Below are 20506 nucleotides of genomic sequence, written 5' to 3'. Positions count from 1 at the left end.
CACCCGGCCCCCCGACAAAGGTCGAGCGGAATCCGGTCGACTGCCGCGCCGTGATAGGCGCACGCTGGCGGCCATGACCTCCAGCGACCTGTGGGACGACGACGTCGCGAGCCGCTACGACGACGCGTCGGACCCGATGTTCTCCCCCGAGGTGCTCGACCCGACGGTCGACCTGCTCGCCGAGCTGGCGGGCGCCGGTCCGGCGCTCGAGCTGGCGATCGGCACCGGCCGTGTCGCCGTGCCGCTGCACCGGCGCGGCGTCCCGGTCGCCGGCATCGAGCTGTCCCCGCCCATGGTCGCCGTGCTGCGCACCAAGGCCGACGACGCGACGATCCCCGTCGTCGTCGGCGACATGGCGACGGCCGAGGCCCCGGGCGCCGGGACGTTCCGCCTCGTCTACCTCGTGTTCAACACCATCGGGAACCTCGTCACGCAGGATGCGCAGGTCGAGTGCTTCGCCAACGCGGCCCGGCACCTGGCCCCGGGCGGGCGGTTCCTGATCGAGGTCGGCGTGCCGTCGCTGCGCCGCCTGCCCCCGACGTCGTCGGCGGTGCCCTTCGACGTCTCCGCGAAGCACGTCGGGTTCGACACCTTCGACCTCGTCACCCAGCAGGCGGTGTCGCACCACTACACGCGCGAGCCGGACGGCCGGTTCCGCTACGGGTTCCTGAACTTCCGCTTCGTGTGGCCCTCCGAGCTCGACCTGATGGCCCGGCTCGCCGGGCTCGAGCGCGAGCACCGCTGGGCCGGCTGGGACCGCAGCCCGTTCACGTCCGAGAGCCGGTCGCACGTCTCGGTCTGGCGCAAGCCCGCCTGACGCTCAGCGCTCGCTGGTCACGCGCCGAGCCTCCCACGGATCCCGGCGAAGCTGAGCAGGCCGCCGACGGCGAACATCACCGCTGTCACGACGAGCCCGCGGTGGAACGTCGCGACGTCGAGCGCCCCGGCGAGGATCACGCCCGCGAACGCCACCGTCACGAGCCCGGCGACGCGCGCGACGGCGTTGTTGATCGCCGAGGCGATGCCGGCGTCGGCGGTCGGGGCCGCGCCCAGGATGGCGGAGGTGAGCGGCGCGACGGTCACCGCGAGCCCCAGCCCGAACACCAGCTGCCCGGGCAGCACCTGCGTCCAGTACGTGGCGTGCGCGTCGGTGGCCAGCATGAGCAGGAAGCCGACGGCGGCCAGCAGCGGTCCCACGGTCATGAACCACCGCGCGCCCATACGCCCCGCGAGCGCCCCGAACCGGCCCGAGAGGAAGAGCAACGCGAAGATCGCGGGGAGCTGGGCCAGCCCGGCCAGGGTGGCCGGGTACCCGGCGACCTGCTGGAGGAACAGCGTCACGAGGAACCCACCGAACGCCAGCGCACCGTAGATCGCGGCGGTGGCGGCATTGCCCCACGCGAAGTTGCGGATGGAGAACAGGCGCAGCGGCAGCATCGGGTCGGCCGAGCGCCGCTCCAGCACGAGGAAGGCGCCGAGACCGACGGCCCCGACGACGAGCCCGCCGACCACGAGGGGGTGCCCCCATCCGAGCCGCCCGGCCTCGATGAGCGCGCTCACGGTCGCCGCGAGCCCGACGCCGGCCAGCACCGCCCCGCCCACGTCGATCCGCCGGCCGGGCGCCCGTGTGCCGCGCGCGAGCCGGCGAAGCAGGACGAGCGTCAGCAGGCACGCGGGCACGGTCAGCCAGAACACGTACCGCCACGACAGGGTGTCGACCAGGGCCCCGCCGATGAGCGGCCCGACGATCGCGGCGGTGCCGGTCCATGCGGTCCACCGCCCGATCGCGCGGCCTTGGGCCTCGCCCTGGAACGTCGAGACGATCATGGCGAGCGAGCTCGGCACCAGCAGCGCTCCCGCCACGCCCTGCAGGGCACGCGCCCCCACGAGCACCGGCCCGGTGGGCGCGAGCGCGCACAGCGCAGACGCGGCGGCGAACCCTGCGAGCCCAGCGGCGAGCACGCGCCGGCGCCCGAACACGTCGCTCAGCGACCCGGCGAGGAGGATGAGCGACCCGAGCGTGACGAGGTAGGCGTCGACCACCCACTGCTGCAGCCCCAGCGCCGCCTCGCCCCCGCCGCCGAGGTCGCGTCCGATGGCGGGGAGCGCCACGATGACCACGGTCCCGTCGAGGAAGGCGACGAACGTGGCGAGGATCGCGACCAGCAGCACCCGCCGCTGCACCGCGCCTTCGTCCCGCAAGGTAAGGTCAGCAGCCACCCAGACGACGGTACGGGCGCGCGGCGAAGAGCGCGCTGTGAGCGACCTCACGCGCATTCTGACGGCCCGTTGTGATGTGGGTCATAGACGCTTCAACAGTTTCGTGACGGTTTTCACGCAGTCATACACTCGCGATTCATGACTGCCGTTACCCCTCACGCCACGGACCAGGTCGACGTCGTCCTGATCGGCGGCGGCATCATGAGCGCCACCCTCGGCACGCTGCTGCAGCAGCTCGAGCCGACGTGGACCATCCGCCTCTACGAGCGCCTCGACGACGTCGCGCTCGAGTCGAGCAACCCGTGGAACAACGCCGGGACCGGGCACGCCGCCCTGTGCGAGCTCAACTACACCCCCGAGCGCAAAGACGGCTCGATCGACATCTCCAAGGCGGTGAAGATCAACGAGCAGTTCGAGATCTCCCGCGAGTACTGGTACCACCTGCTGGCGCAGGGCGCGCTGACCAGCACCGACTTCCTCCAGCGCACCCCGCACATGACGTTCGTCCGCGGCGAGAAGAACGTCGACTACCTGCGCCGCCGCCACGAGTCGCTGACCGCGCACCCCCTGTTCCGGGACATGGAGTTCTCGACGGACCGCACCCGGATCGCGGGCTGGGCCCCGCTCCTGGTCGAGGGCCGCGACGAGGCCGAGCCGGTCGCCGCCACCCGCAACACGGCCGGCACCGACGTCGACTTCGGGGCGCTCACGCACCAGCTCGTCGCGTCGATGGTCGCGCGCGGGGCCGACGTCCGGCTCCAGCACGAGGTCAAGCGCATCCGCCGCACCAAGGACGGCCGCTGGCGTCTCAAGGTCAAGGACCGCAGCTGGAACGCCGTCGACCGCACCCACACCGTGACCGCCCGCTTCGTGTTCGTGGGCGCCGGCGGCGGTGCCCTGCCGCTGCTGCAGTCGGCCGGGATCCCGGAGATCCAGGGCTTCGGCGGCTTCCCCATCTCGGGCGAGTTCCTGCGCACGTCCAACCCCGAGCTCGTGGCCCGCCACCAGGCCAAGGTCTACGGCAAGGCCGACGTCGGCGCCCCGCCCATGTCGGTGCCGCACCTCGACACCCGCGTGGTCGACGGCCGGAGCTACCTCATGTTCGGGCCCTACGCCGGGTTCAGCCCCAAGTACCTCAAGAAGGGCAAGTACCTGGGTCTGGTCACCTCGCTGCGCCTGCACAACCTCACCTCGATGGTGGGCGCCGGCGTCAAGAACATCGACCTCACGCAGTACCTGGTCGGCGAGCTCGTCGCCCGCCCGGAGACCAAGTTCCGCACGCTGCAGACGTTCTTCCCCGAGGCGCAGCCCAAGGACTGGGAGCGCATCACCGCGGGTCAGCGCGTCCAGGTCATCAAGCGCGACAAGGACGGCAAGGGCGTGCTCGAGTTCGGCACCGAGGTGGTGGCGGCCGCGGACGGTTCGATCGCCGGCCTGCTCGGCGCGTCCCCGGGCGCCTCGACGGCCGTCTCGGCCATGGTCGAGCTGCTGGGCCGCTGCTTTCCGGCCGAGGCCGAGGCCTGGCGCCCGCGCCTCGCGCGGATGATGCCGAGCCTCGACGGCGCCCCGGCCGACACCGGCTCGCTTGCGGGCGAGAGCCACGCGGACGCGCACGGCCTGGTCCTCGACCAGGAGGCCTACGAGACGGACGCCCGCGCCTGACGCCCCCTCCCACAAAGGGGAGGTTGGGCGCCCCTCAGGGCAGGAGCGCCGCCCGCGCCGCCGCCCTGATCGCCGTCGCTACTGCGTCCAGCACCGGCGTACGCAGCGACCACTGCTGCCAGTGCAGCTCGACGTCGACGTGCAGGCCCGGGTCGAGGTCCACGAGCTCTCCCGCGGCCTCGGCCGCCTCGGAGTCTTCGGCCGGCAGCAGCCCCCAGCCCAGTCCGAGGCGCACCGCGCGCCCGAAGTCGTCCGACGACGGCACGTAGTGCCGCGGCGGCTCGGCGGCACGGCCGCCGGCGCCCCCGATCCGGCCACGCAGGTACCGGTCTTGCAGGTCGTCCTTGCGGTCGAACATCATGACGGGCGCCGCGGCCAGCGCCTCGGGCGTGACGCCGTCGGGGAACCAGCGCGCGACGAACGCCGGCGTCGCGAACGGCCGGTAGCGCATGACGCCGAGCCGCACGGCGACGCAGCCCTGCACCGGCGTCGCCTGCGTGGTGACGGCGGCCATGACCTCGCCCTGGCGCAGCAGCTCGGCCGAGTGGTCCTGGTCCTCGCGGTGCACGTCGAACACCGCGAGGTGCGCGACGTCGGCCAGCGCGGGCAGCGCCCAGGTGTGGAGCGAGTCCCCGTTGATCGCGATCGGGACGAGCGGCAGCCCTCCGCTCGCGCCTCGCGGCCGCGGCAGCCCTGACTCGCGCACGACGGCGAGCACCTGCCGGGCGGAGCGCACGACGTCGGCGCCTGCCGTCGTCGCCGTGACGGGCCGCGAGCGCCGCAGCAGCACGGTGCCTGCCGAGGTCTCCAGGGACTTGATCCGCTGGCTGATCGCCGAGGGCGTGACGTGCAGGACGCGGGCGGCGGCGTCGAACGAGCCTTCGTCGACGACGGCGACGAGCGCCTCGAGCTGAGCGAGCTCCATGGGACCAACCTAAGCAGACCTGTTGCCGGTGCAGAAACCTTCGCTGGACTGCAGGACGTCTCGCCGCCTACCGTCGTCGCCGTGCTCTCCTCCCCCGCCCTCCTCGCCGCGGCCTCCGGCCTCGGGTTCGGCCTGTCCCTCATCGTCGCGATCGGCGCGCAGAACCTTTTCGTGCTGCGGCAGGGTCTGCGCCGCGAGCACGTAGGCGCGGTCGTGGCGATCTGCGCGGCCTCCGACGCCGTGCTCATCTCGGCCGGTGTGACCGGCGCCGGCGCGCTGCTGGACACGGTTCCCTGGCTCGGGACGGCGATGCGCTGGGGCGGCGCGGCGTTCCTCCTCGCGTACGCCGCCCTCGCCGCGCGGAGAGCGCTGCGGCCGACCGGCGACGCCCTGCGCGCCGACGACGCGGGGATGCGTGCGAGCCTCGCCTCCGTCGTCGCGACCACGGCGGCGCTGACGTGGCTCAACCCGCACGTGTACCTCGACACGCTCGTGCTCATGGGGTCTGTCGCGTCAGGGCAAGGGGACGGACGGTGGTGGTTCGCGGTCGGCGCCGTCGTCGCGAGCGTCGCCTGGTTCACGGGCCTCGGCTACGGCGCGCGGTTGCTGCGGCCGCTGTTCGCCCGGCCTGGCGCCTGGCGTGTGCTGGACGGCGTGGTCGCCGCGGTGATGACGGCGATCGCGGTCGGCCTGCTCGCCGCCGCCGCTGGTTGAGCTTGTCGAAACCATGCGACGCCCACGCTGGCACGATGGACCGACGCCGCCCCTACGACCCCGCGGACTTCACCGAACGCGGGTGCCGGCAGGGCTGAGGGACTCAGGCGCGCTGGGTGGCGATCGCGGCGATCTCCTCGATCGTGCGCGCCAGGACCGGCGAGGCGAGGCCGTGGGCGCGCCCGCGTCGCAGCACGGCGCCGCCGATCGCGTCGAGCTCGCCGGGGCTGCCGGCTTCGACGTCGGCCTGGAGCGAGGACCGCATCGCCGGCGGGAAGCCGGCGAGGATGCCGTGCAGCTCGGCCCCGGTCGTGGGCACGCCCTCGGCGGTCGCCACGGCCCCGATCTCGGCGAGCAGGGCGTCGGCGTCGGCGGGGTCCCGGGTCAGCGCGGCGCCGATCCCGGCCTCGGCGCGCGAGGTCAGCAGCGCCAGCGGGGCGAGGAACCGCAGCTTGAGCCAGAGCACCTGCGCCTGCGTGCCGCCGAGGGCGACGTCGGCAGCGGTGTCCTGGAGCGCGCGGACGGCGGCCAGATCGGCTGCATCGGCGGGCGCGGTGACCCGCAGGAGCTGCCCCTTGTGCCGGACGGTCAGCGGCCCGTCCCCGGCGGCCGACGTCCGCAGCACCTCGCCCGCGATCGTGCCGCCGACGACGCGCGCCGAGGGCGCCGCGGCTCGCAGCGCGTCGAGGTGCTCGACGCCGTTGAGCAGCGACAGCACCTCGATCGGCTCGGCGACGGCGAGCTGCGCGGCGGCTGCTGCCAGCCCTTCCGCCTTCACGGCCACGACGACGCTCGCGAGCTGTGGCACCTCGGTGCTCGCCGCGGGCCGGACGTCCCAGGCCCCGACCCGGTCGGACTCGACGGCGATCCCGTGCTCCGCGACCTGGGCGATCGTCGTCGGACGCCCGACGACGGTGACGGGATGCCCCGCCTTCTCGAGCAGGGCGGCGACGAGCCCGCCGATGGCCCCGGGCCCGATCACGACGAGCGGAGTGTCAGTCATGCGGGGATCCTGGCACGCCCGCGCCGCGGGCCGTGTGCGCAGCTTGTCGAGACTGCGGCAGCCCGGGCTACCGCAGTCTCGACAGAGTGCCGAGTTCCAGTGCGCTCGGCAGACCGCTACAGCGCCTGGACGATCTTCTCGACCTGGTCCTTCGCGTCGCCGAACAGCATCTGCGTGTTGTCGCGGAAGAACAGCGGGTTCTGCACGCCGGCATAGCCCGTGGCCATCGAGCGCTTGAACACGATGACCTGGCCGGCGTGCCACACCTCGAGCACCGGCATGCCCGCGATCGGGCTGTTCGGGTCCTCGAGCGCGGCCGGGTTGACCGTGTCGTTCGCGCCGATGACGAGGACGACGTCGGTGTCCGTGAAGTCGTCGTTGATCTCGTCCATCTCGAGCACGATGTCGTAAGGCACCTTGGCCTCGGCCAGGAGCACGTTCATGTGCCCCGGCAGGCGGCCGGCCACCGGGTGCACGCCGAACCGGACGTTCACGCCCTGCGCGCGCAACCGGGAGACCAGCTCCGCGACGGGGTACTGCGCCTTCGCCACGGCCATGCCGTAGCCCGGCGTGATGACCACGGACCGGGCGGCGCGCAGCATGTCCGCGACGCCGTCGGCCAGGATCTCGCGGTGCTCGCCCTGCTCGACGTCGCCGCTCGCGGCGACCTGACCGCCCGCGGACCCGAACCCGCCCAGGATCACCGAGACGAACGAGCGGTTCATGGCCTTGCACATGATGTAGCTGAGGATCGCACCGGAGGAGCCGACGAGGGCGCCGGTGACGATGAGCAGGTCGTTGCCGAGCATGAAGCCCGCGGCGGCCGCGGCCCAGCCGGAGTACGAGTTGAGCATCGACACGACGACCGGCATGTCGCCGCCGCCGATCGCCGCGACCATGTGGAACCCGAGCAGCAGGGCGATGACGGTCATGATCCCGAGCGCGACCAGTCCCGACGCCGGGTCGACGACGAACCAGACCAGGAGGCCGAGCGACGCGACGAGCGCGCCGAGGTTGAGCCAGTTGCGGCCCGGAAGCGTCAGCGGGGCCGACCGCATCCTCGCGCTGAGCTTGAGGTAGGCCACGATCGAGCCGGTGAAGGTCACCGCACCGATGAGCACGCCGAGGAACACCTCGATCAGGTGCACGGACCCGCCCGCGCCGGCCGTGGCGCGCTCGGTGAGGTACGAGTCGTAGCCCACCGCGACGGCCGCGAGACCCACGAACGAGTGCAGGATCGCGATGAGCTCCGGCATCTGCGTCATCTCGACGCTGCGGGCGCGCCAGGCGCCGACCGTCGCGCCGACGACGAGGACGACGAGGATGAGCACGAGCGTCAGCGGGACGGGGCGTTCCGACTGGTCCGCGGCGAGCATCACGGTCGCGCCGAGGGCGAGACCCATGCCGACCATGCCGAGCGTGACACCCCGGCGGGCGGAGGTCTGCTTGGACAGCCCGGCGAGGGACAGGATGAACAGGATGGCCGCGACGACGTACACGGCCTGGGCGAGCTGGGTCAGCACGTGGTCACACGTCCTTCCGGAACATGGCGATCATCCGGCGCGAGACCAGGAAGCCACCGAAGATGTTGATGCTCGCGACGGTGGCCGCCACGAACGCCAGGATCGTGACCGCAAGGTTGTCGTTGCCGAGCTGCAGGAGCGCGCCGACCAGGATGATGCCGGAGATGGCGTTCGTCTGGGCCATGAGCGGCGTGTGCAGCGAGTGGCTCACGTTCGAGATCACGTAGAACCCGATGACGACGGCCAGCGCGAACACGGTGAAGTGCCCGAGGAACGACTGCGGCCCGAACGTGAGGCCGAGGATGACGAGCACCGCGGCGAGCGCCCCGCCGAACGTCAGGCGCTGCGTGCGGAGCTTGGCCTTGGCCTTGGCGTCCTCCGCGGCGGCGTGGAGCGCGGCGGCCTGCTCCTGGGGCGTCGGGCCGGCCGACGTGTCCGAGGACGCGACGGCCGCGGACACCTGGACGGGCGGCGGCGGCCAGAGGATCTCGCCGGCCCTCGCGACGGTCATGCCGCGCTGCACCGGGTCCTCGAGGTCGAGCACCAGCTCGCCGTCCTTGCCCGGCGTGAGCAGGGCCAGAAGGTTGACGATGTTCGTGCCGTACAGCTGCGAGGTCTGCGCCGGCATGCGGCCGGGCAGGTCGGTGTAGCCCAGCACGACGACGCCGTTCTCCGTCACCACGCGCTGGCCCGGCACGGTGGCCTCGGCGTTCCCGCCGCCGGACGCGGCGAGGTCGACGATCACCGAGCCCGGCTTCATCGCGGCGATCATCTCGTTCGTGAGCGTGCGCGGAGCCTTGCCGCGCACGAGCGCGGTGGTGATGACGATGTCGGCCCGCGCGGACTCCTGCGCGTACATGCGGGCGGTCGCGGCCTCCTGGTCGGCGGTCAGCGCGCGCGCGTAGCCGTCGGTGCTGACCTCCTGCTGGGCCGCGGCGGCCTGCACGAACGTCGCGCCCATCGACTCGATCTGCTCGCCCGCCTCGGGGCGGACGTCGAATGCGCGCACGTCGGCGCCCAGGCTGGAGGCCGTGCCGATCGCGGCGAGCCCGGCGACGCCACCGCCGATGACGAACACGGTGGCCGGCGACGTCTTGCCCGCGGCGGTCACCTGCCCGGTGAACATGCCCTGGAACTCGGCGGCCGCCTCGATGACGGCACGGTAGCCCGAGACGTTCGACATGGTCGAGAGCGTGTCGAGCGCCTGGGCGCGCGAGATGCGCGGCACCGCGTCGAGGGCCATCGCTGTGATCTGCCGGTCGGCGAACGCCTGCACGCTCTCAGGGTCGGCCCCCGGGAAGAGCTGCGCGACCAGCACCGCACCCGGCCGCAGGAGCGCGAGCCGGTCGTCCGCCGGGGCGTCGACGGCCACGACGACGTCGCTGCCCCAGACCTCCTCGGTGGTGCCGGTGGCGGCACCCGCCTCGATGAACGCGTCGTCGGAGAAGTTGGCCGAGGCACCGGCGTCGTGCTCGACGACGACGTCGTACCCGAGCTTCTTCAGCTTCGCGACGGTGGCAGGGGTCGCGGCCACGAGCCGCTGACCCCCCCGGGACTCCCGGGGCACGCCGATGCGCATGGAACCTCCACAGGTCGGTAGGGACAGACGCAACCTATCGACTGAGCGGACAGACCACACAAATTCTGGCGCCGAACGCGCCTTTTCGTCACCACACTGCAGCGGAGGAGCCGCGCCCGCGGGCGCAGCCCCTCCGCGCGAGGGTGAACCTCGGACCCACTGCCCCCTGCGCAGGGGGTCCCGGCGTTACAGCGTGACACATCAGGCCCGGAGCTCCCGCTCCCCGAGGGCGAAGGCGTCGAGCGCCTCACCGGCGAGCCGGTAGGTCACCCACTCGTCCTGCGGCCGACCGCCCACAGCGTCGTACAGCGCGATCGACGGCGTGTTCCACTTCAGGACGGACCATTCGAGCCTGCGGTACCCGCGCTCGGCGGCGACTGCGGCCAGCGCGCGCAGCAGCGTCAGGCCGTACCCCTTGCCCCGCTGCTCCGGGACGACGAACAGGTCCTCGAGCCAGATGCCGTGCCGTCCCGTCCACGTCGAGAACGTCAGGAACCAGACGGCGATGCCGACGACCCGCCCGTCGTGCTCGACGACGTGCGCGAACGTCGCGGGCGACGGCCCGAACAGCGTCGCCGTCAGGTCCGCGGTCGTCGCCTCGACGGCGTCGGGCTCGCGCTCGTAGGCCGCGAGCGCCTGGATGCAGGCGAGGATCCCGGGCTCGTCACCAGGGCGGGCAGGGCGCAGCACGGCGCCGTCGGCAAGGTCGATCACGGTCCCCCTCTTACCATGCCCACACGGCGCACTTGAAGTTGCAGACGTCGATCGGCGCATCGAGCCGCCTCGCACCCACCCCTCAGCGCTGTGGCTGAACCACGGCGAGGCACGGGTGGGGGGCGGGCGCTCGGTCCAGGGACGTGACTTCCAGGGGCGCGCCGGCGGCGTCCAGGGCGCCGCGCATGAGGCCGAGGTGAAGCCGGCACACGATATCGGGCTGCTCGTCGGACACCGGTCGAAACGGGCAGGTGCGCAGCCACAGGCGACGATCGTCGGCGTCCCACTCCGGATCGAATCCCTGATCTCGCATGAGGGCGGTCAGCAGCTGCTTGCCTTCCTCGGCGCCTGCCGGTGGCGCGCCGGGGTCACGGGAGACCATCGTGCGGCCCTGCTCCCGCCCCGCCTCGAGGGCGAGCTCGCTGGGCTCCGGGAACGCTCGCACGATGTGCTCGGACAGGGCGCTGGCGAGAAGCTGGAATCCGCTGGGCCGGGTTGCCGTGGTGCTGTCGACCGCCGTGTAGACGAGGCTCGGCCGCCCCGGTCCGGTCGGGCTGGCCTGGCGCTCGGTCACGAGACCGTGACGAACGAGCCTCGCGAGGTGGAACCGGACGGAGTTCTGGTGCAGGCCGAGCGCGGCGGCGAGCTCCTGCACGGTCAGGGGTTGCGACGCCGCTCGCAGCGTCGTCAGGAGTGCGGCGCGGGACGCACTGGAGTCCCCTGGGGCCGCGTCGCCGGCCCGGGGTCGTGCCGTGGTTCCCATATCTCCATCCTCCCGCATCCCGCCGGGCTACCCGACGCGGAGGATCCGCGCCGGGTAGCCCGGGGCTGTCACGGCATGTCCGCCGGCGCTGCCGGGTCGGCCATGCTGGGCGGACGTCGGCGCAGCAGGACCACTGCGGCGGTCACGACGACGAGCTCGGCCAGCACCGACCCGACGTCGAGCAGCCCGACAGGTTCGACGGTCCCGGCGTCATCCCCGAACGGCAGGCCGACCGTGCGGCTGACGGCCCAGCCGATCACCGTCAGGGCGTTGATGACGATCCCGGCGACCAGCACCCAGCGCCTGCCGTTGCGCAGCAGCGTCGGCCAGACGATCTGGGCGCCCCCGAGCAGGGTGAACAGGATGGCTTCGATCAACTCGTCGGGCAGATGGAGACCGGTCGCGGCGTAGTGCGCCAGCCCAGCAGCCACCGAGGCGACCGCGGCAATGGCGGCTACCGGGCCGAGCGTGGTGGCGGCGACCGCGGCGAGCGGCTCAGTCCCCGCCTGCGCCACGGTGACGTTGCGGCTCTCGTCGGTCTCGAGGACCTCCACGCTGATGGTCGTGCTCATCAGTGCGCGCTCCCTTCTCCGCCGTCGCCCGAGACGATAAGACCGGCATCGCCCCGAGAGAGGTTGCGCATCTGGTGCCCGACGAAGGTGTAGGTGCCGGGGGTCTCGAGGGTGAACTCGACGAAACCGCCCTGGGTGCTGCCCAGGTCGAGCGCCTGCGACCCGCCGTGCTCCGGGTTGTCGCGGCGGAGGGTGTACGCACCCTCCTTCCAGACGGTGTCGAAGATCGAGCCGACGACGTGGAAGGCAAGGTCCTCGTTCACGGCCATGTTCACGACCCAGGCGCGGACCCGGTCGGTGGGCTCGACGTGGAGCGGCGCGTGGACGTACTGGTTGTAGTAGCCGTTGAACACCACCGCGTCGTTCTGCCCGGACATCATCTTCGAGAGGTCCATCGGCTTGCCCTGGGGGCCGAGGTTGAGCTCGGACTGGATGAAGACGAACTCCTTGTCGACCTTGGGCAGCCCCGGTGGGTCGATGATCACCGCGCCGAACATGCCGTTGCCCATGTGCTGGATCATCGGTGCGACGCCGCAGTGGTAGGCGAAGGCGCCCGCGTACTCGGCCTTGAACTGGTACACCAGCGACTTGCCCGGGTCGATGGGGCGCATCTGGACGTTCGGCGCGACCTTCGAGGCATGGAAGTCGATGGAGTGCTGCATGCTGGCGTCGTTGACGACGGTGACCTTGAAGATGTCGCCGACCTTGCCGCGCAGCACCGGTCCGGGTGCGGTGCCGTTGTAGGTCCACAGCTGCTGCTTGACGCCGGGGGCCACCTCGATGTTCTTCTCGGTGACGTGCAGGGTGACCTCGTGGGTCGTGCCTCCGGGGGCCGGCTTCAGGGTGGCGTCGTAGGGCTTCCAGTCGGCCGCCGGCTCGGCCGTCGGGTCGATCTTGGCGTCGGCCGGCTCTGCAGCCGCCGCGGAGCTCCCACCGGCGTCGGCCTGGGTCGCGGAGTCGCCGGCGTGCCCGCCGGTGACGTTGACGTCGAGGATCATGCCGGCGTCCTTGTGGCCCGGCACGGTGCACCACGCCTGGGTGGACTCGGTGAGCGGCGCCCACTTCACGACCGCAGAGCCACCAGGCTTGACCGTGGCCGGGTTGTTGCCTCCCAGGGCGAGGGTGTGCTCCATGCTGCCGGCGTTGGTGACGTTGAGGGTCACCTGTGCGCCGGCCGGGACGGCGATGGCGGCGGGCTTGACGTACAGGTCGCCGAGCTCGATGTCGAAGGTGACCGGCCCGGCCGCCTCCGCCACGGACTCGGTGCCCGAGCCTGACTCGTGCGCGGAAGCGGTCGCCGCGGTGGGGCGGACGAGCGCGATGATCACGAAGCCGACGAGCAGGCCGAAGGCCACTGCCGTGCCGATCGTGTGGAGGACGGACGACTGGGCACCGGGGCGCCGCTTGTCAGAGGGTGGTGGCTGGAGGGTGAGGGACATGGCTGCTCCAGGGGTAGGTGAGAGGGAGTCGAGGGGGGTTCGGCGCGTTCCGGTCACGAGATCCGCAGCTCGGTGAACATGCCGAACATGCCGTCGGAGCCTTCGGAGTGCGGGAAGATGTGGCAGTGGAAGCCCCAGCTGCCCCGCTTGGTGCCGACCACGAGGACGCTGTACCGCTCGCCCGGCGCCACCAGGACCGTGTCGGCCTTGTATGGCTGCGCCAGGGGGAAGCCGTCCTTGGCGACGACGAGCTGGTCGACTCCGTGCAGGTGCATCGGGTGCGGGGTAGAGCCGGCGTTGATGTAGTGGATCAGCATCGACTCGCCGAGCTTCATCTCCAGCGGCTTGGTCGCCGGGAAGGACTTGCCGTTCAGGGTGAGCCCGATGGCGCCCGAGTCCTGGAGCTGCATGATCGCCTCGTGATCCGCCTTGGCGCCGCCAGGCAGTGGTAGGTCGCCGATCACGAACGCGCCCCACAGGCCGGCGCCGACCTGCTCGCTGCCGTTGTGGTGGGAGTGGTACCACCCGACCGACTGTCGGTCCGCGTTGATCTTGTAGGTGAAGGACCCGCCCGGCGGTACCGGAGGCTGGGTGATGTCGGCGACGCCGTCCATCTCGTTGGTGACGGGGATGCCGTGCCAGTGGATGACGGTGGACTGCGGCAGCTCGTTCTTCAGCACCACCTCGACCTTGTCGCCGACGTCCACGCGCAGGGTGGGCCCAGGCACCATGCCGTTGTACGCCATGGCCTTGACGACCTTGCCCGGCTCGACCTCCCAGTCGACGAGGCCGGCGGTGAGCGTGAACTGCTTCGTCCCGTCCTCGAGGATCGTGGGCTTCAGGACCTGAGCGCCCTCTCCCGCGGTCTTCGCAGGGAACGCCTTGGCGCGCTCGGCCATCGCGCGATCCATGGCCTGCCAGTCCAAGTCCGCGCCCGATGCGTTGCCGGTCGTCGCCGGGGACGCCATGCCGGCAGCCCCGTGCGCTTCCGCGGCGGCCGCGCCGTGCACGTCAGTCGTGCCCGTGGATGCGTCGCCGCCCAGCGACGGGCCCCACAGGGGAACGGCCGCGGCGACCGCGAAGGCCACCGCTCCGATGAGATACCTGTTTTCTCGCACTACAGCCTCCTGGCTGGGGTTGGATAAATGATTTTTATCAGATTTATTCTCCACATGACAAGGGGTCGTTCGGACGAGCCGTCAGAGCGACGACCAAGCGACGACACGAGAAAAGGGCCGCTCCTCCGAGACGGAGAAACGGCCCTTGATCTGGTCTGTCGGTGGAGCTGAGGGGACTCGAACCCCTGACCCCCTGCATGCCATGCAGGTGCGCTACCAGCTGCGCCACAGCCCCGAGGACGGCGAACCGCCCGTCGGATTCACTTCTGACTCCGGTGGAGCTGAGGGGACTCGAACCCCTGACCCCCTGCATGCCATGCAGGTGCGCTACCAGCTGCGCCACAGCCCCGTTCTTGCTCCCTGATCGGGCTCAGACCCTCAGGAACGTCCGTGATCCTATGCTCTGACGACCGCCTCGTCCAAATCGATGGACCGCCCGCGGCCAGCGGCGGGCGCTCAGCCGGCCGGCATCCCGGCGGTGTCGGACTCCTGCTCAGCACCCGTCTCAGGTCCCGCCCGCCAGGCCTCCGGCGCGTAGGCCGCGCCGACGTTGTGCGCGACGACGCGCCACGGCGGCTGCGATCCTCCGCGCGCCCGTGTGAGCTGCGACCAGTGGGCGTTCGTCAGCCCGACGACGCCCCGCCAGCCCGGCTCGAGCCCGAGCATCGCGGTGATGGCGAGGGTGATGGCCGCGCCGTGCGACACCACCACGAGGGTGTCCCCCCGGTCGAGGCCCGAGGCGTGCTCCTCGATCGCCGCACGCACGCGCTCGGCGACCTGCGCACGCGTCTCGCCGCCGGGCGGGAGCCCCTCGTCGTCGTCGCCCCGGCGCCAGGCGGCGTGCCGCTCGGGCCAGCCGTCGGCGATCTCGCTGCCCGTCAGTCCCTCCCACTCCCCGAAGCCGCGCTCCCGCAGCCGCGGGTCCGGGACGACGTCGAGCCCCACGAGGCGCGCGTACGCTCCGGCGGTGTCGGTCGCACGGCCGAGGTCGGAGGTGATCACGCGCGCGGCACGGTGCGTGCGCACCAGCGCGCGGGCGGCCTCGCGCGCCTGCCAGCGGCCGACGTCGTCGAGCGCGACGTCCGTCTGGCCCTGCAGGCGCTCGGCGACGTTCCACTCGGTGCGCCCGTGGCGCAGCAGGACGACGGTGCCGGCTCCCACGGGTGCCTCAGGAGGCGGTCGGCTCGGAAGCAGGCGCCGTGACGTCCGCGGGCAGCGGCACCACGGGGCAGTCCTTCCACAGGCGCTCGAGCGCGTAGTAGACGCGGTCCTCGGCGTGCTGCACGTGCACCACCACCTCGCCGAAGTCGAGCAGGACCCACCGGCCCTCGGACTTGCCCTCGCGCCGGATCGGCTTGGCGCCCGCCTTGTACATGGCCTCCTCGATCGCGTCGACGATCGCCGCCACCTGGCGCTCGTTGGTGCCGGAGGCGATGAGGAACACGTCCGTCAGGACGAGCTGCTCGCTGACGTCGAGGGCGATGATCTCCTCCGCCTTGAGGTTGGAGGCGGCACGGGCGGCGACAACCGCCAGCTCGACGGCACGCTCGGTCGCAGTCACAGGATCCCTCTCGAGAGGCTTGGGGTGGTGTCGGTCACGACGGTCACGCTCGCGGAAGCGTCGGGGGCCGAGAAGCTCGGCCCCTCGTTGTCCAGCAGCTTCCACAGCAGCAGGCCCAGCACGAACGCGACGACGACCAGGATGATGTAGTGCAGCCAGGTGTACGAAGAGTGCGGCTCCTCGTCCTCCTCCACGGCAACCATCTCGGCGCGCGCACGCACCGGCTGCTCGGGGGTGACGAACGAGTCGAACGGTGATGGCTGCGGCCGCGCCGGCGGCAGCGAGCCGGGGAGACCCGACGGCGCCGCGCCCGCGGCGGCCGTGGCGCCGGTGCCACCCGCGGTGATCGAGCCCCAGCTCGGCGCACCGGACGCGCTGGGCGCGCCCGCGCTGCTGGGCACGACCGACCCCGGCGCTCCGGCCCGGGCGCCCTGCACGGGCGACGACGTCGGCGCAGCAGCCCACGGTGAGCGCGGCGCCGGCGTCGGGATCGACGCCGGCGCGGCCGGGGGCGGCGCGGACGGGGTGGAGTAGCCGGACGGCGTCGGCGGGGCGGAGTACCCGGACGGCGTCGGCGGAGCCGCTACCGAGCCGAACGGCGAGGCCGTCGCAGGACGCGGCGCGGACGACGGCGCCTGGCCGAAGGACGGGGTCGCGGGCCCGCCGAACGGCGACGGGCCGCCCGATGCCGGCCGCGGGAACGCGGCCGCGGAGGGTGGCGTCGGGCTGGGCGCGGAAGGCATCCGCGCGGAGGTGCGGGTGGGCATCCCCGGCGTGGGGGCGGCGGGGGTCGCGGCGACGGTGCCGCCGACCGGCCGCTGGACCGGCGTCAGGCGCCCGGTCTCGTCGAGCCCGCGCACGCCGCCGGTCGACGACGGCGGGCGCACCACCGGAGCCGCCGAGGGGGCTGGAGGCGCGTGCAGCGAGCGGCGCGTGAGCGGCGGCGTCGGTGCCGCCGCGGGAACCGGCGCTGGAGCGGGAGCTCCAGCCGCTGCCGCGCGCGCTTCGGCCGCGGCCTGCTCTCGCTCGCGGATCTCCCGCCGCGTCAGCGGGCGCCCCGGGTAGGAGCTGTTGTCACTCATCGTCTGCCTTGTCCATGTTCGATTCGGCGCTCTGACCTCGATACAGGCCGTGCTTTCCGATGTACTGCACCACGCCGTCCGGCACCAGGTACCAGACTGGCTTGCCGGCCTCGGCCCGCCGGCGGCAGTCCGTGGAGGAGATGGCCATCGCGGGCACCTCCAACGTGGTCACAGCACCCTCGGGAATCCCCTCGATGCTCAGATTGTGGCCTGGGCGGTTGACGGCCACGAAATGGGCCATCTCCCAGAGCTCCGACGCGTTCTTCCACGCCAGGATCTGCTCGACGGCGTCGGCTCCCGTGATGAAGAACAGGTCGGCGTCGGGGCGCTGGGCATGCAGGTCGCGCAGCGTGTCGACCGTGTACGTCAGGCCAGGACGGTCGATGTCGACCCGGCTCACGGTGAACCGCGGGTTGGAGGCGGTCGCGATGACCGTCATCAGATAGCGGTGCTCCGCCGGCGTGACCTTCTGGTTCTGCTTGAAGGTCGGCTTTCCCGTCGGCACGAACACGACCTCGTCGAGCGCATAACTCTCCGCCACCTCGGACGCGGCCACGAGGTGACCGTGGTGGATGGGGTCGAACGTGCCGCCCATGACTCCGATCCGCGCGCGGCGCGCGGGAACCGCCGAGCTCGTGCCCTGGCCCATCGTCAGTGGCGGTTCCCCACGTTGCGGAACGCGTAGGTCACCAGCAGCGCGAAGGCAAGGGCACCAAAAGCCAGCAGGCCGATGGCGGCGGGGGGCATGGATCCTCCAGAAGGTCGTGCTCGTCGTGGTGGGCAGCCGTCGGCGGCCCGTGTGGTCGGGTCAGTCTCTCACGGACGCACGTGGCCCTGACCGTGGACCACCCACTTTGTGGTGGTGAGCTCGGCGAGGCCCATCGGCCCGCGGGCGTGCAGCTTCTGCGTCGAGATGCCGATCTCCGCGCCCAGCCCGAGCTCGCCGCCGTCGGTAAACCGCGTGGAGGCGTTGACCATCACCGCGGCCGCGTCGACCTCGGCCACGAACCGCTCGGACGCGGCCAGATCGTTCGTGAGGATCGCCTCGGTGTGGCCCGAGGAGAACGTGCGGATGTGGTCGATAGCCTCGTCGAGCGAGTCGACGACGCGCACGGCGAGCTCGAGCGCGAGGTACTCGGTGGCCCAGTCCTCCTCGGTCGCCGGCGTCACGACGACGTCGCGGGGCGCGGCCGCCGCCGTCCGCTCGTCGCCGTGCAGCACCACGCCGGCGCCGGCCAGGGCGGTCAGCATCCGGCCCAGAAACGCGTCCGCGACGTCGGCGTGCACGAGCAGCGTCTCGGCCGCGTTGCACACCCCCACGCGCTGCGTCTTGGCGTTCATGACGATCTCGACGGCCTGGTCGAGGTTCGCCGACGCGTCGACGTACACGTGGACGTTGCCCACGCCCGTCTCGATGACCGGCACCGTCGACTCCGCCACGACCGTGCGGATGAGGCTGGCCCCGCCGCGCGGGATCAGCACGTCGACCAGGCCGCGCGCGTGCATGAGCGCGACTCCGCCGGGGCGGCCGTACGCGTCGATGGTCTGCACCAGGTCGGCGGGTAGGCCCTGCGCCTCGAGGGCGTCGCGCAGGACACCGACGATCAGCTCGTTGGAGCGGATCGCGGCCGAGCCGCCGCGCAGGATCACGGCGTTGCCGCTCTTGAGCGCGAGCCCCGCGGCGTCGACGGTCACGTTGGGCCGGGCCTCGTAGATCATTCCCACGACACCCATGGGCACACGCAGCTGCTGCAGCCGCAGGCCGTTGGGGAGTGTCTGGCCGCGCACCACGTCGCCGACCGGGTCGGGCAGCGCCGCGACGGCACGCAGCGCGTCCGCGATGGCGTCGACACGGGCGGGCGTGAGAGCCAGGCGGTCAAGGAGGCCGGCGTCCATGCCGCCCGCGCGCTCGCGCTCGGAGTCCTCGGCGTTCGCGGTGACGATCTCGTCCGTCGCGGCCACCAGGGCGTCGGCGATCGCGTGCAGCGCGGCGTCCTTGGTGCCGCGGTTCGCGGTCGCGAGCGCCCGGGCCGCCACCTTGGCCCGGCGGGCGACGTCGAGCACCGCGGACTCGACGTCCGGTGCCGGGGCCGCGGGCGTCGCGTCGGGCGTCGGAACGGCGGGCCTGGGGGTGACGACGGTCATGCGGAAGAGCCTACTGTCCGGCGTCGCGACCGGGCAGAATCCGTCCATGACCATCGCCGTCGCCCGCGCGGAACGGCTCGATCACCTCCCCCTGGTCGTTGCGGGACTCTCCGGCTCCGGTTCCGAGGTGCCAGAAGCGGAGCCCCAGGGACCCACGACGGTTGTTGTGCATGACCGCATCGGCACGGGCGGCGTGTTCGCCGCCGCATTCGTGCTGGCGATCGTGGGCGCGTCGATGCTGACGGAGCTGAAGGGCCGCCGCCTCGACTGAGGCTTTAGGCGCGCTGGAGCACCAGGTCGTCGCGGTGGACGACCTCGCGGTCGTAGCCCTCGCCCAGCTCTTCCCGCAGCTCGGCCGTCTGGCGGCCCAGCAGCGCGGGCAGCTCCTGCGAGTCGAACGCGACCAGGCCGCGCGCGACCACGGCGCCGTCGGGCGCGACGAGCTCGACCGGGTCGCCCGCGTCGAAGTCGCCCTCGACGCGCGTGATGCCGGCAGGCAGCAGGGAGGCGCGCCCGCCCAGGAGGGCGCGGGCCGCGCCGTCGTCCACGTGCAGGCGGCCGCGCACGCGCGCGGCGTGCGCGATCCACAGGCGCCGCGCCGAGGCGCGCCGCCCGGTCGCCGCGAAGAACGTGCCGACGTCCTCGCCGGCGAGCGCCGGCGCCGCGTTGCGCGCGGCCGTGAGCACCACGGGGATGCCGGAGCCGGTCGCGATGCGCACCGACTCGAGCTTGGTGACCATGCCGCCCGTCCCGACGGCGCTCCCCCGGCTCGAGACCGGGACGTCCGCGACCTCGGCGAGGTCGCCGACGTGGGCGATGCGCTGCGCTCCGGGGCGTGTCGGGGGCCGGTCGTGCAGGCCGTCGACGTCGGTAAGCAGCACGAGCGCGTCGGCGCTCACCAGGTGCGAGACCAGCGCGGCGAGGCGGTCGTTGTCGCCGAACTTCAGCTCGTCGGTGGTGACGGCGTCGTTCTCGTTGATGACGGGGACCACGCCGAGCGCGAGCAGGCGGGACAGCGAGCGCTGGGCGTTCTTGTAGCGCAGGCGGCGCACCGTGTCCTCGGCCGTCAGCAAGATCTGCCCGACGCGCAGCCCGTGGTGCGCGAACGACTCCGCGTAGCGCGCCACGAGCATGCCCTGGCCCACGGACGCGGCGGCCTGCATGGTCGCGAGGTCCTTGGGCCGGGCCGCCAGCCCGAGCGGGCCGATGCCGGCCGCGACGGCGCCCGACGTCACCAGCACCACCTGGGTTCCGGCGGCGTGCCGCGCGGCGAGCACGTCGACGAGCGCCCGCAACGCCTCGAGGTCGAGGTGCCCGTCCGCCCCGGTGAGGGACGACGAGCCGATCTTGACGACGACGCGGCGGGCCGTGGGCAGGGCCTGGCGCGTGAGGGCGGCGTTCACGGGGACATCATCGCCGACGCGTGCGGGGCGACGGGCGCGGCGCCCGGGGAGCGGTCCTCCCCGGGCGCCGGCCGTCGTCAGGC

General features: G+C 72.5%; 20 protein-coding genes and 2 tRNA genes. 4 read left to right on the top strand and 18 right to left on the bottom strand.

Translation table 11 applies throughout. The features are described 5' to 3' along the window. Positions 1–73 precede the first annotated feature (73 nt). Positions 74–817: a class I SAM-dependent DNA methyltransferase gene (locus ACO4JP_RS06705; protein WP_425956601.1), complete on the top strand. Its 744-nt coding sequence runs from the start codon at positions 74–76 to the stop codon at positions 815–817. 17 nt (positions 818–834) lie between these two features. Here the strand turns inward: ACO4JP_RS06705 and ACO4JP_RS06700 are convergent, their stop codons facing one another. Further along, positions 835–2220 carry an MFS transporter gene (locus ACO4JP_RS06700; protein WP_425956600.1) on the bottom strand — a complete coding sequence of 462 codons (1386 nt, stop codon included), beginning with the start codon at positions 2218–2220 and terminating at the stop codon, positions 835–837. 138 nt (positions 2221–2358) lie between these two features. Between ACO4JP_RS06700 and mqo the strand changes: the two genes are divergently transcribed. After that, complete coding sequence (mqo, locus tag ACO4JP_RS06695; protein ID WP_425956599.1) at positions 2359–3882, top strand: malate dehydrogenase (quinone); 1524 nt, start codon at positions 2359–2361, stop codon at positions 3880–3882. 34 nt (positions 3883–3916) lie between these two features. On the opposite strand, the gene ACO4JP_RS06690 is transcribed toward mqo, so the two are convergent. Further along, entirely contained in the window at positions 3917–4807 is an 891-nt protein-coding gene (locus ACO4JP_RS06690) for a LysR family transcriptional regulator ArgP (RefSeq protein ID WP_425956598.1), read from the bottom strand. 81 nt (positions 4808–4888) lie between these two features. Here ACO4JP_RS06690 and ACO4JP_RS06685 point away from each other — a divergent pair, with 81 nt between their 5' ends. After that, positions 4889–5521, top strand: coding sequence for a LysE/ArgO family amino acid transporter (locus tag ACO4JP_RS06685; RefSeq protein WP_425956597.1), 633 nt, complete (start codon positions 4889–4891; stop codon positions 5519–5521). Positions 5522–5624: 103 nt separating this feature from the next. Here the strand turns inward: ACO4JP_RS06685 and ACO4JP_RS06680 are convergent, their stop codons facing one another. The 15 genes from ACO4JP_RS06680 to ACO4JP_RS06610 form a co-directional block, all read right to left on the bottom strand. Continuing rightward, complete coding sequence (locus ACO4JP_RS06680) at positions 5625–6524, bottom strand: ketopantoate reductase family protein (protein ID WP_425956596.1); 900 nt, start codon at positions 6522–6524, stop codon at positions 5625–5627. 116 nt (positions 6525–6640) lie between these two features. After that, positions 6641–8047: a Re/Si-specific NAD(P)(+) transhydrogenase subunit beta gene (pntB, locus tag ACO4JP_RS06675; protein ID WP_425956595.1), complete on the bottom strand. Its 1407-nt coding sequence runs from the start codon at positions 8045–8047 to the stop codon at positions 6641–6643. Between the two features lie 4 nt (positions 8048–8051). Further along, positions 8052–9626 (bottom strand): Re/Si-specific NAD(P)(+) transhydrogenase subunit alpha, encoded by a 1575-nt coding sequence (locus ACO4JP_RS06670; RefSeq protein ID WP_425956594.1) that lies wholly within the window; start codon positions 9624–9626, stop codon positions 8052–8054. 201 nt (positions 9627–9827) lie between these two features. Then, a complete protein-coding gene (locus tag ACO4JP_RS06665; RefSeq protein WP_425956593.1) occupies positions 9828–10340 on the bottom strand; it encodes a GNAT family N-acetyltransferase in 513 nt (170 codons plus the stop codon). An 82-nt stretch (positions 10341–10422) separates the two neighbouring features. Beyond that, the gene (locus tag ACO4JP_RS06660) at positions 10423–11103 is read right to left on the bottom strand and encodes a helix-turn-helix transcriptional regulator (RefSeq protein ID WP_425956592.1); all 681 of its coding nucleotides are present in this window, start codon (positions 11101–11103) and stop codon (positions 10423–10425) included. 68 nt (positions 11104–11171) lie between these two features. Then, complete coding sequence (locus tag ACO4JP_RS06655) at positions 11172–11675, bottom strand: hypothetical protein (RefSeq protein ID WP_425956591.1); 504 nt, start codon at positions 11673–11675, stop codon at positions 11172–11174. Beyond that, on the bottom strand, positions 11675–13114 hold the full coding sequence (locus ACO4JP_RS06650) for a multicopper oxidase domain-containing protein (protein WP_425956590.1): 1440 nt from the start codon (positions 13112–13114) through the stop codon (positions 11675–11677). Before ACO4JP_RS06650 ends, ACO4JP_RS06655 begins: the two co-directional genes overlap by 1 nt. A 53-nt stretch (positions 13115–13167) precedes the next feature. Continuing rightward, the gene (locus ACO4JP_RS06645) at positions 13168–14232 is read right to left on the bottom strand and encodes a multicopper oxidase family protein (protein WP_425956589.1); all 1065 of its coding nucleotides are present in this window, start codon (positions 14230–14232) and stop codon (positions 13168–13170) included. A 162-nt stretch (positions 14233–14394) separates the two neighbouring features. Continuing rightward, a tRNA-Ala gene (locus ACO4JP_RS06640) sits at positions 14395–14467 on the bottom strand. Positions 14468–14508: 41 nt separating this feature from the next. Further along, positions 14509–14581 (bottom strand) — tRNA-Ala (locus tag ACO4JP_RS06635). A gap of 107 nt (positions 14582–14688) precedes the next feature. Continuing rightward, positions 14689–15393: a histidine phosphatase family protein gene (locus tag ACO4JP_RS06630; protein ID WP_425956588.1), complete on the bottom strand. Its 705-nt coding sequence runs from the start codon at positions 15391–15393 to the stop codon at positions 14689–14691. Positions 15394–15400: 7 nt separating this feature from the next. Then, entirely contained in the window at positions 15401–15793 is a 393-nt protein-coding gene (gene rsfS / locus ACO4JP_RS06625; RefSeq protein WP_425956587.1) for a ribosome silencing factor, read from the bottom strand. Further along, complete coding sequence (locus tag ACO4JP_RS06620; RefSeq protein ID WP_425956586.1) at positions 15790–16875, bottom strand: hypothetical protein; 1086 nt, start codon at positions 16873–16875, stop codon at positions 15790–15792. The genes rsfS and ACO4JP_RS06620 overlap by 4 nt, the downstream gene beginning before the upstream one ends. Beyond that, a complete protein-coding gene (gene nadD / locus ACO4JP_RS06615) occupies positions 16868–17524 on the bottom strand; it encodes a nicotinate-nucleotide adenylyltransferase (protein WP_425956585.1) in 657 nt (218 codons plus the stop codon). The genes ACO4JP_RS06620 and nadD overlap by 8 nt, the downstream gene beginning before the upstream one ends. Before the next feature lie 167 nt (positions 17525–17691). Continuing rightward, complete coding sequence (locus ACO4JP_RS06610; protein ID WP_425956584.1) at positions 17692–19020, bottom strand: glutamate-5-semialdehyde dehydrogenase; 1329 nt, start codon at positions 19018–19020, stop codon at positions 17692–17694. A 46-nt stretch (positions 19021–19066) separates the two neighbouring features. On the opposite strand from ACO4JP_RS06610, the gene ACO4JP_RS06605 reads away from it, so the two are divergent. Further along, on the top strand, positions 19067–19291 hold the full coding sequence (locus ACO4JP_RS06605; protein ID WP_425956583.1) for a hypothetical protein: 225 nt from the start codon (positions 19067–19069) through the stop codon (positions 19289–19291). Positions 19292–19295: 4 nt separating this feature from the next. Here ACO4JP_RS06605 and proB read toward each other — a convergent pair whose 3' ends face one another. Further along, a complete protein-coding gene (gene proB, locus ACO4JP_RS06600) occupies positions 19296–20423 on the bottom strand; it encodes a glutamate 5-kinase (RefSeq protein ID WP_425956582.1) in 1128 nt (375 codons plus the stop codon). Positions 20424–20506 lie beyond the last annotated feature (83 nt).

It is taken from the genome of Xylanimonas sp. McL0601 (genome assembly GCF_049852175.1).
In the GTDB taxonomy this organism is placed as follows: domain Bacteria; phylum Actinomycetota; class Actinomycetes; order Actinomycetales; family Cellulomonadaceae; genus Xylanimonas.
Note: the sequence above shows the minus strand (reverse complement) of the source record. Positions and strands in the feature narration are given on the sequence as shown.

Coding starts and splice junctions, on each gene's coding strand:
- mqo (WP_425956599.1), top strand. CDS start 2,359: ATGACTGCCGTTACCCCTCACGCCACGGACCAGGTCGACGTCGTCCTG.
- ACO4JP_RS06680 (WP_425956596.1), bottom strand. CDS start 6,524: ATGACTGACACTCCGCTCGTCGTGATCGGGCCCGGGGCCATCGGCGGG.
- ACO4JP_RS06670 (WP_425956594.1), bottom strand. CDS start 9,626: ATGCGCATCGGCGTGCCCCGGGAGTCCCGGGGGGGTCAGCGGCTCGTG.
- ACO4JP_RS06655 (WP_425956591.1), bottom strand. CDS start 11,675: ATGAGCACGACCATCAGCGTGGAGGTCCTCGAGACCGACGAGAGCCGC.
- ACO4JP_RS06620 (WP_425956586.1), bottom strand. CDS start 16,875: ATGAGTGACAACAGCTCCTACCCGGGGCGCCCGCTGACGCGGCGGGAG.
- ACO4JP_RS06705 (WP_425956601.1), top strand. CDS start 74: ATGACCTCCAGCGACCTGTGGGACGACGACGTCGCGAGCCGCTACGAC.
- ACO4JP_RS06650 (WP_425956590.1), bottom strand. CDS start 13,114: ATGTCCCTCACCCTCCAGCCACCACCCTCTGACAAGCGGCGCCCCGGT.
- nadD (WP_425956585.1), bottom strand. CDS start 17,524: ATGGGCCAGGGCACGAGCTCGGCGGTTCCCGCGCGCCGCGCGCGGATC.
- ACO4JP_RS06660 (WP_425956592.1), bottom strand. CDS start 11,103: ATGGGAACCACGGCACGACCCCGGGCCGGCGACGCGGCCCCAGGGGAC.
- ACO4JP_RS06690 (WP_425956598.1), bottom strand. CDS start 4,807: ATGGAGCTCGCTCAGCTCGAGGCGCTCGTCGCCGTCGTCGACGAAGGC.
- ACO4JP_RS06610 (WP_425956584.1), bottom strand. CDS start 19,020: ATGACCGTCGTCACCCCCAGGCCCGCCGTTCCGACGCCCGACGCGACG.
- ACO4JP_RS06605 (WP_425956583.1), top strand. CDS start 19,067: ATGACCATCGCCGTCGCCCGCGCGGAACGGCTCGATCACCTCCCCCTG.